Origin of the sequence: Rhodococcus sp. MEB032 (assembly GCF_030208925.1) — a bacterium.
GTDB classification, from domain to species: domain Bacteria; phylum Actinomycetota; class Actinomycetes; order Mycobacteriales; family Mycobacteriaceae; genus Rhodococcus_F; species Rhodococcus_F qingshengii.
Genome location: NZ_JARVSY010000002.1, coordinates 191,477 through 204,459 on the forward strand (window position 1 = coordinate 191,477; position 12,983 = coordinate 204,459).

The following is a 12,983-nucleotide window of genomic DNA, read 5'->3' on the forward strand; positions in this document are numbered from 1 at the left end:
CGCTGAAATCCTTTGTGCTGAAGAGGGTTCTGCCCTCTCCAGCGTTGCGCGATGTGTGTCAACTCGGCACTGTCAGCTGAGCATTTTCAGCACGTTCTGGTACTCACCGTTGATCTCGGCATGACGAAGTGGCTTGGCCGCTTCGACCACAATCTCTGTGGCGTTGTCGTCAGCTTTCAGTAGAGCAATGGTTTCTTCGATGTAATCATCAAGGGGTAGAGCCGATTCCGAGTTCTCCTGGTTCATCAGTGTGGTGCGGACGCCCGGTGGGATGAGTTCGATGCACTGGATCGAAGTATCGGCGAGTTGAACGCGCATGCTCTCGGTGAAGAGATGAACGGCAGCTTTCGTGGCGTTGTACGTGGGCGTGATGGGAAGTGGGACGAAGCCGACGGCGGATGACACAGTGGCGATGGTGGCGGTCGGCTTCGTCAACAGATGCGGAATGAACTGGCCGACCAGTCGAATAGTGCCGAGTAGGTTCGTCGTGATCGTTCGTTCGGCGACGTCGAGGAAGTCCGGGTTCTTCAGGTCCTCCGGGTACATGATTCCCGACATCGTCACAAGGACGTTCAGATCGGGAAAGTCCTCCGTTACGGATTCATACGCCGTTCGAATGGATTTCGGGTCGTCCACATCGATGACGACAGTGCCGATGCCCGAGTACTTGTCCGAGATCTCTTGCAGCAGAGCGGATCGCCGCCCACCGATGATTACATTGTTCCCCTCGTTCTGCAGGCCCACTGCAAGTGCGAGTCCGATACCGGAGGTTCCGCCGGCAATGAAGATGGTATTTCCCGAGATATTCAATGTGTGTTTCCTTGGTTTGTCGTGGGCGTCGACGTGGCGACAGTGATGGATTTGAGTTGGGTGTATTCGTTGAGCGTCTCGAGGCAGAACTCTCGCCCGAGACCGCTTTCCTTGAATCCGCCGAAGGGGACGCCGCCTCCCAGATTGAAGTACTGATTGATCCAGACGCAGCCCGCATCGAGATGGTCCGCGGTTTCCATGGCGTTCTTCAGGTTTGAGGTATAGATCCCAGCAGCGAGTCCGTATGGAGTGTCGTTGGCTTCTGTGATCACTTGCTCGTAATTGTTCCACTTGAGGACGCACAAAACAGGCCCGAAGATTTCGTCCTGCGCAATTCGCATCGAGTTCGTGACCTCCAGAATTGTCGGTTCGACGAAGTTTCCGGCTTCGAATCCCGGCACTACTGTTCGGTTGCCGCCGGTAAGTACTTGTGCGCCTTCTTCGATTCCGGAATTGATCATCGAGATCACACGATCGGCATGTTCCTTGTGGATTAATCCACTCAGTTCGGTGTCCTCCTCAAGTGGTGGCCCGACTCGCAATGATCGGAATCCTGCGACGAGTTTTTCCACGAAGGCGTCGTAGATATCCTCGTGGATAAACAGACGTGTTCCGGCTAAGCAGGATTGACCGTTGCACATCAGGACGCCGGAGGTCGCGTCTGCGACTACCGCATCGACGTCGTCGATGTCAGGAAAGACGATGCTCGGACTCTTGCCGCCGAGTTCGAGAGTGGTCGAGATCAGTCGGGATGCTGCGGCGTGTGCCACCAGCCGGCCGACTTCGGTGCTCCCGGTGAAAGCGAGTTTGCTGACTTTCGGATGACCGATCAGGGCTGCGCCGGCCTCTTCGCCGAGGCCGGGTACAACATTGAGAACGCCTTTCGGGAACACTTCGGCGGCGATCCTCGCCAGTTCCATGACTGAAACACAGGCATTTTCATCAGGTTTGAGTACGACGGTGTTTCCGGCAGCGAGAGCGGGAGCAATCTTGAATGCCGTCATCACAACGGGATCGTTCCAGGGAATGATCTGTCCGCACACGCCCAAGGGTACCCGTTTCGCAACCAGATACCCCGAGGCCAATTCGCGGCCGAAACCGTGGTGCGCCAACGAAACTGACGCAAAGTATCGTAGGTGCGACACTGCGGCCCGATAGTCTTCTCGCATCTCCCTGATGTGTCGCCCGGTGTCCATGCACTCGAGTTGGGCAAGCTCTTCAGTTCGTTCCTCCACCAGTGCGGCAAACTGCAAGATTTGTGCGGACCGTTCTTCGGTCGTCAGGCCTGCCCACGCCGGAAATGCCCGTCCGGCGGCTTCGACCGCATCATTGATTTCTTCTGCCCCGCATCGGGACAGTGTGGCGAGCAGAGCGCCGGAAGCGGCGTCACGCGCCTCGAAGGTGGATGTGCCGATGGCTCGGAACGCTCCATCGATGTACGCACCGTATTCACGAACTGCTTGACCTTCCATGGATCCTCCTAGATCGGTCAATCGGTGAAGTTCGAAGTGTACTGTACGTTTCGTACACTTGTCGATGGTTGCCTTGCCGCGCATGGATGGCGTTAGCAGAAAGAACAGCTAGAACAGTGTTCTGGTCACATCGTCAAGGCGTGGCTCCAGCAATTTCAGCCGCCTGCTTCATAGCCCGTGAGACGTACCCCGTGCCGATTCTGACGCCGCCCAGCCACTCGGTGAGGCGCGCCGCCTCGGCATCGAGAGAACGTCGCGCAGACGCTGACACGGTCTCGAGCAATCGGACGTGCACCACACCGGTTTCGTCTTGGATCCAGAACCCTACGACGCGACCGTCGACCCAAGCGGTGGTGCCGGCATTACCGCGGGTGTCGAAGAGTTGGTTGCGGTGCGGGCCGAGGTAGAAGTCACGGTTCTTCCACCCCATGATCGTCGGGTCGAGCACCGGTAGGAGTGCCACCCAAGGACCTGGATCAGGCACCGTGGCGACGTCATCCGGTAGCAACCAGCCGGTGTCGCCTCCGTCGAGTGAGACTGCAACGGCGTCGAGTTCGGCGAGGGCGGCCCGGACGACCGTCTTCGTCGAGCCCAGCCACCAGACGATGTCGTCTTCCGTGCCCGGTCCGAAGGTGTAGAGCCAACGGCGGACTATTTCTCGATAGCCGTCTGCAGATTCGAGATCGACGGGGGCGTCGTCGAGCCAGTGTCGAGTGAGAGTCCACAGTGGGCGTGAGACGGGGAAGCGGGCGGTGTTGGTGCCGCGCATGATGTCTGCGGTCGCCCCGAGATGCGTGAGAACCCTGGGTGCCGACCAGATTTCACCTGCCGAACCCTCGACCTTGACGTCTGTCATCGGCACGGCCTGACGAATCTCTACCGCTGAAAGCCCTTCAGGCCTATCGGTGAGCAACTTCAGCACTTCCGTCCGTGCGCGATCGAGCCAGTCGTTGCCGTCGACGGCGAGTCCGGCCTTGACGACATCCTTGGCCATTCGTGCCCGCTCGGTGTTCGCGACGCGGGCGGACGCACTCGACCACGCGGCCGGCAGCAAGTCGCGGGGAAAGGTGAAGAGTGTGCGGCGCATTGCCAATTGCTTCACGAGACTGCGTTGGTCGTACAGGGCGCGGTCGACGTCGGCGGCGTCCACGGACCGAACCCTCGCCCGGCAAGACAGATAGACCGTCGCTGACTCGGTGGCGTGCAGTACCGTCATCGCCCGCGTGGCAGCTTCCGGCGAATCGACGTGAAACATTGGCTCCAGCGCATGACGTACTCCTATGCGAGCACGGCGTTCGTCGTCGGAGACATGGCGCATCAGGCCATCGTGCCACAGTCCAGGTGCGTCGTATCAGCTAGTTGCACGAGGGTTCGGTTGCGCCAGTAGTCGTCGTGTCGGAGATGTGTGATTGCACCCGGGGTGGTCGCGAAGGTCGCAAATCCTGCGGCTTCGACGGGAATCTGTAGCCAGGCGGAGACGACGAATGTGTGTGCAAAGCCGTGGGTTACGACGATGTGATCGTGATCGAGATCGTCCATCAGTTCGCACATGCACTCGTGAACCCTTGATGCGATGTCGCGGCGGGTCTCGGCACCGGCAACGGGGCCACGGTGATCGAGGCGGTTGTTGTCAGGGGCCGGGACCTGCCGCTGGGCCAGCCACGAGTTCGGGCGTCCTTCGGCTTCGCCAAAGCTGATTTCGCGCAATCGTGAATCCGTTGTCGCCGGAGCATCGAGTGTCCGGGCGATGATCGTGGATGTCTCGGTGCACCGTTCGAGGTCGGACGAGGTGATGCGGACCGCGCGCGAAGTTCCGGTGCGTCGTCGTTTCAGTGCTTCGGCGATCAAACCTGCATCGCGCCGACCAGCGGGGGTGAGAACCGAATTGTGCCAACCGCCGACTACGTCCTGCGCTGTGTGTTCGGCATGAGGATGAGTGACGACGTAAAGATCCTGCATGAGACCCCTTTTGCTTACCCGACTTTTTCCGGCAACAGTATTCCAGGATTGAGGATTCCACGGGGATCCCAGGACGATTTGATCAACTGCATTGCGGCAATGTCGGTTTCAGTGCGCCCCAGCGATATCCACGGCGACTTCGCGCGGCCTATCCCGTGCTCGGCGCTGATGCTTCCATGGTGGGCGGCGACGAGTCGGAACACCATATCGGTCAGTTCGTGTGCGACCCTCGGCTCGGCATCCAGAAGGTTCACATGAATGTTTCCGTCGGCGAAGTGCCCGAACAGGATTGGCCGCACGAGGGGGAATCGTTGTGCCAGGCTTTCTCGGAGGTTGTCGATGAACATTCCCATCACGGACAAGGGGACGGAGATGTCGAGCTTGACTACCGGCGTCGTCGACGACGCGCTGATGCTTTCGGTATGGCTTTCCCGCAGAGTCCACAGTTTTCGAGCCGGCCCAGGCTCGACCGTCGCGTCCTCGATGAGGTCGGCAGAGTCGGAGAGTACTTCGAGGAGTGACTCTTCCGTCTCGCGCGGTGATGACACCTCGATGAGTGTGTACATCGGTGAAGGGGTGCCGAACGGGCGACGGGCATCGGTGTGTGCGCAGACGAGGGAGATGCCGTCGTCGGTCATGATCTCGGCGGCTTCGACGGTCAATCCGCTCTGACGCACGCGATTACACAAATGAAGCGCTTGATCGACGTCGCGTACACCCGCGAGCACGACCTGGGTGTCGGTCGCCGGGGTGACCAGCTTCATCAGGACCTTGGTGATGACTGCGAGCGTTCCCTCGCTGCCGGCAAGAAGTCCTGGAATATCGTATCCGACATTGTCTTTGACGAGTGGAGTCCATCTACTCAGCACCGAACCGTCCGCGAGCACGGCTTCGATACCGAGTATCTGTGCGCGTGTATTTCCGTATCGGACCATGCGCGTCCCACCGGCGTTGGTTGCGACGATGCCGCCGAGTGTCGCGGATTCCTTTGATGCCAAATCGATTCCGAAGCGGAGACCGTGTGCCGATGCCGCCAGGTCGGCGCGAGCAACGGTCACGCCGGCGCCGGCTGCGATTGTCCGACCGATGGGGTCGACGGCTTCGATCGTTTCCAGACGCCTGGTACTCAGCACCACGGACCCAGCCGAGGCGATCCCACCACCGACCAGTCCGGTGTTGCCGCCTTGCGGTGTGACGGGAACCCCCGCGTCGAAGCATGCTCGAAGAACCGCAGACACTTCGGAAGTGTTGCCGGGGCGGATGACCGCGATCGCGTCGCCGATCCAACGTCCCGTCCAGTCACGTGTGTAGCCCTCGATCAGTTCGGGATCGGTAAGGACATGCGTGTGGCCGACGATCTCTGCGAGGGCGTCGAGAAGCCTCGCGTCTGTTGCAGGTTCAGTGAGTGCTCGGGGGTTCATGTGCAACCTTGTGATCGTTCGGGTGACAATTTTCGGGAGACAGACGGTGGATCAACGTGAACTCGATCCTCCGACCTCAGGTGATGCCGTGTCCAAGACCAAGTAGTGACACCACCATCTGTTTTTCTTATAATCGCCGTATGAACCTGCAGCGTGCCCGTTATCTGATCGCTCTGTCGGATCATGGGAGCTTCACTCGAGCCGCTGCGAACGTCCACGTCGCGCAATCGGCCCTCAGTCAACAGATCAAGGTTCTCGAGCGCGAACTCGGAGTTCCGCTGGTGGATCGTCGGGGTCCGCAGTTCACCTTCACGGAAGCCGGCAAGGTGGCGGTACGAGAGGCGCGCTTTTTGATCGGGTGTGCGGACCGGGCTGTCGAACGAATTCGGTTGGCCGCGCGCGGTGTGGACGGAGAACTGCGCATCGCGTACACCCGTTCGTGGGCGGGCGGCGCAGTCGCGGATCTGGTCAGCACCTATCGAAGGCTCTACCCGGGCGTCGAAGTTGTCGTTCATCGTGGCACTTCGGCGCAGACTGTCGACCTCGTCCGAACCGGAGCCGTCGACATCGCGGTTGTTCGCCCGCCGCTCGATGAAGACGATCGAGAACTTCCCCTGATCGTCCTCGACACCGAACCTATCCTGGTCGCTGTGCCCGTGGATCATCCGTTCGGTGGTCGAGCGACGCTCGAACTCGGAGATCTGGTGGATGTCCCCGTTGTGTTCTGGCCGGAGGCCAACGCCCCGGGGATGTATTTGCGTACGCTCGAACAACTTTGGCCAAACGGGGCGCCCAGCATCGTTCGATTCGAGGCCGACGACGAGCAGGTGCTGCATGCCGTCTCGGACGGGGTGGGTATTGCGCCGATCCCCCAGGGCAGAGCGCGGATGCTCCGCATCCCGGGTGTCCATCTATGTGAGATCGCCGGTGAGCAACCAACTCTCGACGTGGCAGTGACCTACCGGCCGGATAATCCGAATCCGGCGCTTGCGCCGTTTGTTGCGCTCGCTGAACGCGAAAGATCGTCAACCACTGCGTAGGACCTGTGATGCGCGGTGGGTCCTATCCGCCATCGAGGACCAGCATCATGGCCGTTGCGCGTGCTCGGTTCTCGATGGAATCGACGTGGAATCCGACGTGCTGGGACAGTTTCGCCAATCGGTGCGCGACGCTGCTGTGGTGAAGATGCATGGAATCGGCTGCGGCCCTCAAGGTTCCGAACTGCAGGTATGACCTCAAGGTTTCGAGTAGTTCTAACCCCTGTTTGGTGTCGCCGATCTCTTCGGCACGAACCAGATCCGGTATTCGCGAGTGATCGATGTGTGGTCCCGGCGCCAAGAGGTTGAGGGCGCCGAGATCGTCGGCGTTCACGATCGGTGTTGTTGCCGACGCCTGTGCGCGAGCGAATCGTGCAGTGCCGAGTATTGTATTCACTTCGGAAGCGGAAGCAGTCAAAGATATTCCGGCGCGTACGGATGACGACAGTGCGGCCACGGACAGCTCGGGTGTCGGTGCGAACGAACCCGTCACGAGATTCAGATACTCGCCGTCAGCGTCTATCCCAACGGCTTTGCCAGGTGTGCAATCTGGCGAAATGACAAGGTGTGCAGCACCTTCGGCCGTGCCTGAGACTGCCTTGGTTGCCATTACACGGACTGGGGTTTGGGGTTCGATACCGAGACCGGCGCAGGAGGTGAGCACCGCGAGTTCATCCATCGGGAACAACAGATTTCGAGTGTGCTCGGCTTCGGTAGGCAGGCGTCGCGGTTGCAGAATTATCGCTGCGGTCAGGGCCATCCGGTCGACGAGCATTTCGTCGAGTGGCAAGCTGGCCCCGGGTCGTTCGATCCATACCGTTCCGAGAACCTCGTCGTCTACGGCAATGTTTCTGGTCATGCTCGGTGGGAGCTGAGGATCGGGTGACCAGCGGCCGCGCGGATCGCAACGGCGCAAATTCTTCTTGCTTCTGCCGCGCTCGACGATCTCGATACCCACGACGCAGTCCGCCAACTGCGCGCTCGCACGAAGCAAAGACGCGGTGTCGGAGCCGTGCCGCACGAGGGCGTCGAAGTAATCGATGACACGTACCAGGCCTGCCGAGTCTGCATCGAGCTCGGCAAGCCGGTACATCAGTCCTTGCATCTCGCAACGCTACGAGACCGGCGAGAGCGAACGCAACCCTCTCCTGAGCGCAGTGAGGGCTTCGGCGGCACCTCTTTCGCTGACCGCGGCGGTCGCGACCAGTGCCGACCCGTGAAAGGTTCCGGGGAAGGAGTGCAATTCGACGCTGACTCCCGCTTGCAGCAGCCGAAGGGCGTATTCGATTCCTTCGTCGCGGAGCGGGTCGAGTTCCATGGTGGACAGGTAGGTCGGCGGCAGGCCGGTGAGGTCGGTAGCCCGGGACGGCGCAGCGTAAATGGACACGTCAGGATCTTCGGGACCGGAATACGACTCGCCGAGATAGTACTTCCACGACAGGATGGCGTTAGGGCGGTGCCACAAGGGGGTGTCGACGAAGTTCGTCATCGAGACCGTCGCCAGGCGGTCGTCGAGTTCAGGGATTTCGAGGAATTGGAAGGCCACGGGCACAACGCCCTCGTCACGGGCTTTGAGGACAGTGCCTGCGGCCAGTCCACCGCCTGCGCTCTGCCCTCCCACTGCGATGCGGCGTGGATCGACCCCCAGCTCCTCGGCATGGGCGTGGATGTAGAGGAGTGCGGCGTAGCAGTCGTCGACGGGGCCGGGGAAGGGGGTTTCGGGGGCGAGGCGGTACTCCACGTTCGCAACGGCGAATCCGAGTTCCCGCGCCACCTCGACGCAAAATGGATCGCTGGATTCTGCGGTGCCGATTGCGAATCCGCCGCCATGGATCCAGAGCAGAACGGGGACAGGGCCGGCAGTGTTGTCCGGGGTGAAGAAACGAATCGTGACCTCCGGATCGCCGTCCAGGCCGGGTGCCGACAGTTCACGAAGCGTGACTCCGTCGAATGACAGGTCGGCCAACATGGTGCCGACCAGAGCGTCGTAGGTGGCCCGTGCGTTGGGGAGGTCCGCGAAGTCCACCCTCGGGAGCATGGTGAGTGCCGCGGCGAGTTCGGGGTCGAGAGTCGGGAATGTTGTCATGCACCCATCATCGAGCCTGAATGTGGCCTACGTCACCAGCGGCTTGTAGGAAATCGGAGAGTCTCCCTCCGACACCCGTCGGATCTCCCTAGGATGACGCCGGTGGACAGGGTACATCTCGGGGTGGGTTCGAGCGATTCGAATAGTGGGGCACGGATTGGTGGACGACCTCCGCAGGTTTTCGCTGGTCAGGCGATTCTGCATTCGCACGAGTACCTTCTGACGCTCGAGGCACACACGGCGCCGTGGCTCGGCGTGCGAGAGCTTTCGATCTTCATCCGTCGAGGTTTCTCCATCGGCGACGACGACCTCGAATACCCGGACATCGGGGTTAGGGCAGTCCTGCACTTGCCGTCGTCACGAAGTGCGGAATCGGCGGGCAGCCATGCGGGCCTTGGCAGTGCGGCGTTGATCAGGATTCCCTCGGACGACGAGGTGATGCCGTTGGTGTTGATAGCTCCGCAACCGGTGCTCATTCAGAACGAACCGTCCTACGCCGATGCCGTTGAGGCGGATGGACACAGCTTCCTGTTCCAGATCAACGAAGAGGGGTGGCCGGTGGTTGCCGAGTCCCACCCCGATTTCGTAGAGGAGTACCTATTCGGTTACGGGTCGGTGTATTTCTACGGGAGCACTGACGCGACCGGGCTCGTTCGTGAAGTTGTGCCGGGATTTCTCGACTTCTGACCGGCCCGACGGCCCGTCCGCCGATACCGTGGGCAGCGAATCGCGACTGGCGGTTATGTCCTCGGAAAAATTGTTTCGGAAGTTTGTCGATCGGTGAGTGCGCCGTTCGACGTGTAAGCAGAGGGACCGAACAGAGCGGTCCACGAACGAAGGAGATTCTCATGAAGTACATGCTGATCATGCGTTCCAGCGATGAGGCCATCGAAGCATCCAAGGACATGGACTTCGACGAGATCATCGCGGCGATGGGGCAGTACAACGAGTCCCTGATCAAGGCAGGTGTCTTGCTGGCCGGTGAGGGACTGGCGATGGAGGAGGGATTCATCGTCGATTTCGAGTCCGATCCTCCGCTGGTCTCCGACGGCCCGTACGGGGAGACGAAGGAGTTGTTCTCGGGATTCTGGATCATTCAGACGTCGACCAAAGACGAAGCCTTGGAATGGGCGAAGCGCTGCCCGCTCGGGCCCGGAAGCAAGCTCGAGGTACGCCGCGTGAGCGAGATGTCGGACTTCGATCAGGACAACGAGTACATCCAGAAAGAGGCAGGCTGGCGTGAAGAGCTCGGTACCGATCGTCCGGTCGCAGGCTGAACCATGACCGACGAGGCGGTGCGAGAAGAAACGAGAAAGGCTGTCGACGCGGTCTGGCGTATCGAATCCGCGAAGATTGTCGCCACGTTGACTCGCACCGTCGGAGATCTTGATCTCGCCGAGGATCTGGCCGCGCAGGCTCTGCTCGAAGCCGTCGAGCAGTGGCCCGCGACGGGGGTTCCGAGAAACCCCGCTGCCTGGCTGACATCTGTGGCGACACGACGAGCGATCGACGGGTGGCGACGACGTGAGAGGTTGGACGAGCGCTACGCCCACTTTGCGCGTGAACTCGAGAACGACGCTTCACATTTCGACGACGTCAGCTGGGATCCGGACCGCATCGACGACGATGTCCTTCGCCTGATGTTCATCGCCTGCCATCCCGTGTTGAATCGAAAAGCGCAGGTGGCGTTGACGCTTCGGGTGGTGGGCGGTTTGACCACGGAAGAGATTGCGAAAGCGTTCCTCACGCCGACGGCGACGGTGCAGCAGCGGATAGTCCGCGCGAAGAAGGCGCTGACCGCCTCGAAAGCGGTTTTCGAAGTTCCAGGGCGAGAAGAGTTTTCGAGCAGATTGAGCGCGGTCCTCGGAGTGCTGTACCTGGTGTTCAACGAAGGCTATGCAGCCAGTTCCGGGGACGAGTGGATGCGGGCGGAGCTCAGTGCTGAGGCTCTGCGGCTCGCGCGAATACTCGCCGAATTGGTCCCCAGGGAGTCCGAGGTACACGGCCTTGTCGCTTTGATGGAGCTGACAGCCTCGAGATTCGGCGCTCGGACAACCTCGACCGGTGAACCCATCCTGCTGGCTGACCAGGATCGGACGAGGTGGGATCGCCTACAGATCTCACGTGGGCTTGCCGCGCTGGAACGAGCTGACGCCGTCGGGCGTGGACGAGGCCCGTATTGCTTGCAGGCGGCGATTGCCGAATGTCATGCGCGAGCAGCAACTTTCGAAGACACCGATTGGAAGAAGATAGTCATCCTCTACGAGGCTCTGGCGCAACTGGCGCCATCGCCCGTGGTCGACCTCAATCATGCGGCGGCGGTATCCATGGCATACGGTCCTGGCCCTGCGCTCGAATTCGTCGACAAGCTTGTCGCTTCAGGTGAACTGGCCGACTACCACCTGCTTCCCAGCGTTCGGGGGGAGTTGCTCAGTCAGCTCGGCCGATCCGAGGAGGCTAGAACCGAACTCCTCGAAGCGGCTCGGCTGGCCGGGAACGAGCGTGAGCGCGCTGTGCTGGTCGCGAAAGCCGATGCGCTGCTGCCGGATCGGTAGTCACGCGATTGTTAGTCACGCGATTGTTAGTCAGGGCTGAGTCGGATCATCATTCGGCACCATGGGCGGCATCCCGACTCCGTAGGGATCGAGCATGTCCGATACACGTCGACCCCACCGTTCATGCGCGGACTGACGGGTCATTCCCGCTGCGCGGCCGATGGTTGACCATGTTGCGCCGAATCTACGCAGGCTCATGACGCTTGCCGTCGAATCGATACCCGCGGCGAGCTGAATCCGGAAACAGGCCAACTGCCACGCCATCTGACGCTGCGCCGGGATGTCGGTGTCCTTCTCTGCCTCCCACTCAGGGCTACCAGGTAAAGGATCTGTTCCGACAATCTTGTCTGCCTGAGTGCCGGCCTCGGTGATCGCGGCGTTGACCGTGGTGATCGCGGCGGTCTCGATCTTCGCAGTCAGGGCGCGTTCGATCAGGTCTTCCATGAGAAGTTCTCCTTTCGTCAGGACCAGCCTGACAGGCGCTCTTGAATTCTGTCAAGAGTCCCCTGACGGACTTTGAGTTTAATTAATGCACGATTTATTTGTGTACTATCTAAATGGTCTCCGGTTCTGTTGACCGTCGTCGAAGGGTTTGCTGGTGAAAATCGTGGTTTTGTCGTTCCTGGTGGCGTTGACTTTGATGACGGTCGGGATCATCGCCGCGCGCAACCGCAGCACTCGACCTGCCGTGACCGGGGCAGTTACTGCGGCGTCAACGGTTCTCGCTGCCGCCTGGACACTTTTTGCCGTGGCCTTCGTATTGGCCTGATCGTGCTGCAGCGCCGATGCGCCGGTAGTGGTGGTGAAGGAACTTCGCAGCAGGTCAGGTGCGTTTTGTGTGCGGCGCGATGCCGCATACTCTGGCAGACGTGGCAATCGCTGAAACAGACAGAAATTACGGCGGAAGGTCGGTCGCGGCTCGCAAGGCCGAACGCCGTTCTCTCTTTTTGAATGCTGCTCTCAGCGTGTTTGCAGACCAGGGGTATGCCGGAAGTTCGGTGGCGGATATCTGCGCGTCCGCGAGTCTGGCCAGAAGGCAGTTCTACGACGAGTTCGGTAGTCGCGAGGATCTACTCCTCGCGCTGTACGACCAGATCCAACTCGACGCCAGAATTGCAATGGTCGACGCACTCGATGCAGAGCCTTCGGTCAATCTCCGTGACAAGGCAGCGACGGCCATGGCCGCCTTCGTCGAGTCGGTCGGAAGTGACCCACGACGCGCACACGTTGTCTTCATCGACGTCGTAGGTGTCAGTCCCCGGGTGGAAAAGCATCGTGTGGACCAACGTTCGGTCTGGGCAACATTTTTCGAGTCGATCATCAAAGGGATCGTGGGCGAAGATTACGAACCGCCGGGTGGTTACCGGTGGGCGTCCACCGCCTTCATCGGCGCGCTTACCGCGCTGGTGCACCAGTGGAGCACTGCAGAGCCTCGTCCTCCCGTGTCGGTACTGGTCGATCTGATGACGGTGCTCTTGAATGCGTTGATCGACGACGCGCCCCTTCGCACCGACGAATAGGTCACGAACACCAGGGGATTGTAATCCGGCCCACAACGCTCTACTCTCGTCCTCAATGTGTTAGACACTCGCATCTAACTTGTGTGCTCGTGATGAGAACTGCGGCAACACAAGGCAATCTGT

The 12,983-nt window shown here is 60.5% G+C and carries 14 protein-coding genes; 6 read left to right on the forward strand and 8 right to left on the reverse strand.

Annotated features, from left to right (window positions below; translation table 11 throughout):
* Positions 1-72: 72 nt before the first annotated feature.
* From QRN54_RS03665 to QRN54_RS03685, 5 genes are all read right to left on the reverse strand, one after another.
* Complete coding sequence (locus QRN54_RS03665) at positions 73-810, reverse strand: SDR family oxidoreductase (RefSeq protein ID WP_285181599.1); 738 nt, start codon at positions 808-810, stop codon at positions 73-75.
* Positions 807-2,282 carry an aldehyde dehydrogenase family protein gene (locus tag QRN54_RS03670; RefSeq protein ID WP_151098455.1) on the reverse strand — a complete coding sequence of 492 codons (1,476 nt, stop codon included), beginning with the start codon at positions 2,280-2,282 and terminating at the stop codon, positions 807-809. The genes QRN54_RS03665 and QRN54_RS03670 overlap by 4 nt, the downstream gene beginning before the upstream one ends.
* A gap of 133 nt (positions 2,283-2,415) precedes the next feature.
* Positions 2,416-3,537, reverse strand: coding sequence for a winged helix DNA-binding domain-containing protein (locus QRN54_RS03675; RefSeq protein ID WP_285181600.1), 1,122 nt, complete (start codon positions 3,535-3,537; stop codon positions 2,416-2,418).
* Positions 3,538-3,599: 62 nt separating this feature from the next.
* Positions 3,600-4,241 carry a histidine phosphatase family protein gene (locus QRN54_RS03680; protein ID WP_050654967.1) on the reverse strand — a complete coding sequence of 214 codons (642 nt, stop codon included), beginning with the start codon at positions 4,239-4,241 and terminating at the stop codon, positions 3,600-3,602.
* A 14-nt stretch (positions 4,242-4,255) separates the two neighbouring features.
* Positions 4,256-5,662 carry an FAD-binding oxidoreductase gene (locus tag QRN54_RS03685; protein WP_285181601.1) on the reverse strand — a complete coding sequence of 469 codons (1,407 nt, stop codon included), beginning with the start codon at positions 5,660-5,662 and terminating at the stop codon, positions 4,256-4,258.
* Between the two features lie 140 nt (positions 5,663-5,802).
* Between QRN54_RS03685 and QRN54_RS03690 the strand changes: the two genes are divergently transcribed.
* A complete protein-coding gene (locus QRN54_RS03690; protein ID WP_042922908.1) occupies positions 5,803-6,702 on the forward strand; it encodes a LysR family transcriptional regulator in 900 nt (299 codons plus the stop codon).
* Between the two features lie 22 nt (positions 6,703-6,724).
* Here QRN54_RS03690 and QRN54_RS03695 read toward each other — a convergent pair whose 3' ends face one another.
* Positions 6,725-7,804 (reverse strand): helix-turn-helix domain-containing protein, encoded by a 1,080-nt coding sequence (locus QRN54_RS03695; protein WP_285181602.1) that lies wholly within the window; start codon positions 7,802-7,804, stop codon positions 6,725-6,727.
* 9 nt (positions 7,805-7,813) lie between these two features.
* Positions 7,814-8,785, reverse strand: a complete 972-nt coding sequence (locus QRN54_RS03700; protein ID WP_285181603.1) for an alpha/beta hydrolase — start codon at positions 8,783-8,785, stop codon at positions 7,814-7,816.
* 93 nt (positions 8,786-8,878) lie between these two features.
* On the opposite strand from QRN54_RS03700, the gene QRN54_RS03705 reads away from it, so the two are divergent.
* The 3 genes from QRN54_RS03705 to QRN54_RS03715 all read left to right on the forward strand — a co-directional run bounded on the left by QRN54_RS03705 (position 8,879) and on the right by QRN54_RS03715 (position 11,340).
* Complete coding sequence (locus tag QRN54_RS03705; protein WP_285181604.1) at positions 8,879-9,472, forward strand: hypothetical protein; 594 nt, start codon at positions 8,879-8,881, stop codon at positions 9,470-9,472.
* Positions 9,473-9,633: 161 nt separating this feature from the next.
* The gene (locus QRN54_RS03710) at positions 9,634-10,062 is read left to right on the forward strand and encodes a YciI family protein (RefSeq protein WP_285181605.1); all 429 of its coding nucleotides are present in this window, start codon (positions 9,634-9,636) and stop codon (positions 10,060-10,062) included.
* Between the two features lie 3 nt (positions 10,063-10,065).
* Positions 10,066-11,340: an RNA polymerase sigma factor gene (locus QRN54_RS03715; protein ID WP_007735736.1), complete on the forward strand. Its 1,275-nt coding sequence runs from the start codon at positions 10,066-10,068 to the stop codon at positions 11,338-11,340.
* 30 nt (positions 11,341-11,370) lie between these two features.
* On the opposite strand, the gene QRN54_RS03720 is transcribed toward QRN54_RS03715, so the two are convergent.
* Positions 11,371-11,784, reverse strand: coding sequence for a hypothetical protein (locus QRN54_RS03720; RefSeq protein WP_065351605.1), 414 nt, complete (start codon positions 11,782-11,784; stop codon positions 11,371-11,373).
* A gap of 154 nt (positions 11,785-11,938) precedes the next feature.
* Between QRN54_RS03720 and QRN54_RS03725 the strand changes: the two genes are divergently transcribed.
* The gene (locus QRN54_RS03725; RefSeq protein WP_007735738.1) at positions 11,939-12,109 is read left to right on the forward strand and encodes a hypothetical protein; all 171 of its coding nucleotides are present in this window, start codon (positions 11,939-11,941) and stop codon (positions 12,107-12,109) included.
* A 79-nt stretch (positions 12,110-12,188) separates the two neighbouring features.
* Positions 12,189-12,860 (forward strand): TetR/AcrR family transcriptional regulator, encoded by a 672-nt coding sequence (locus tag QRN54_RS03730; protein WP_285181606.1) that lies wholly within the window; start codon positions 12,189-12,191, stop codon positions 12,858-12,860.
* Positions 12,861-12,983: the final 123 nt, after the last annotated feature.

Bases quoted from the DNA above. Each gene is read 5' to 3' on its own strand.
- QRN54_RS03670 (WP_151098455.1), bottom strand. From the start codon at position 2,282: ATGGAAGGTCAAGCAGTTCGTGAATACGGTGCGTACATCGATGGAGCG.
- QRN54_RS03675 (WP_285181600.1), bottom strand. From the start codon at position 3,537: ATGTTTCACGTCGATTCGCCGGAAGCTGCCACGCGGGCGATGACGGTA.
- QRN54_RS03680 (WP_050654967.1), bottom strand. From the start codon at position 4,241: ATGCAGGATCTTTACGTCGTCACTCATCCTCATGCCGAACACACAGCG.
- QRN54_RS03685 (WP_285181601.1), bottom strand. From the start codon at position 5,662: ATGAACCCCCGAGCACTCACTGAACCTGCAACAGACGCGAGGCTTCTC.
- QRN54_RS03690 (WP_042922908.1), top strand. From the start codon at position 5,803: ATGAACCTGCAGCGTGCCCGTTATCTGATCGCTCTGTCGGATCATGGG.
- QRN54_RS03695 (WP_285181602.1), bottom strand. From the start codon at position 7,804: ATGCAAGGACTGATGTACCGGCTTGCCGAGCTCGATGCAGACTCGGCA.
- QRN54_RS03700 (WP_285181603.1), bottom strand. From the start codon at position 8,785: ATGACAACATTCCCGACTCTCGACCCCGAACTCGCCGCGGCACTCACC.
- QRN54_RS03705 (WP_285181604.1), top strand. From the start codon at position 8,879: ATGACGCCGGTGGACAGGGTACATCTCGGGGTGGGTTCGAGCGATTCG.
- QRN54_RS03710 (WP_285181605.1), top strand. From the start codon at position 9,634: ATGAAGTACATGCTGATCATGCGTTCCAGCGATGAGGCCATCGAAGCA.
- QRN54_RS03715 (WP_007735736.1), top strand. From the start codon at position 10,066: ATGACCGACGAGGCGGTGCGAGAAGAAACGAGAAAGGCTGTCGACGCG.
- QRN54_RS03720 (WP_065351605.1), bottom strand. From the start codon at position 11,784: ATGGAAGACCTGATCGAACGCGCCCTGACTGCGAAGATCGAGACCGCC.
- QRN54_RS03730 (WP_285181606.1), top strand. From the start codon at position 12,189: ATGCCGCATACTCTGGCAGACGTGGCAATCGCTGAAACAGACAGAAAT.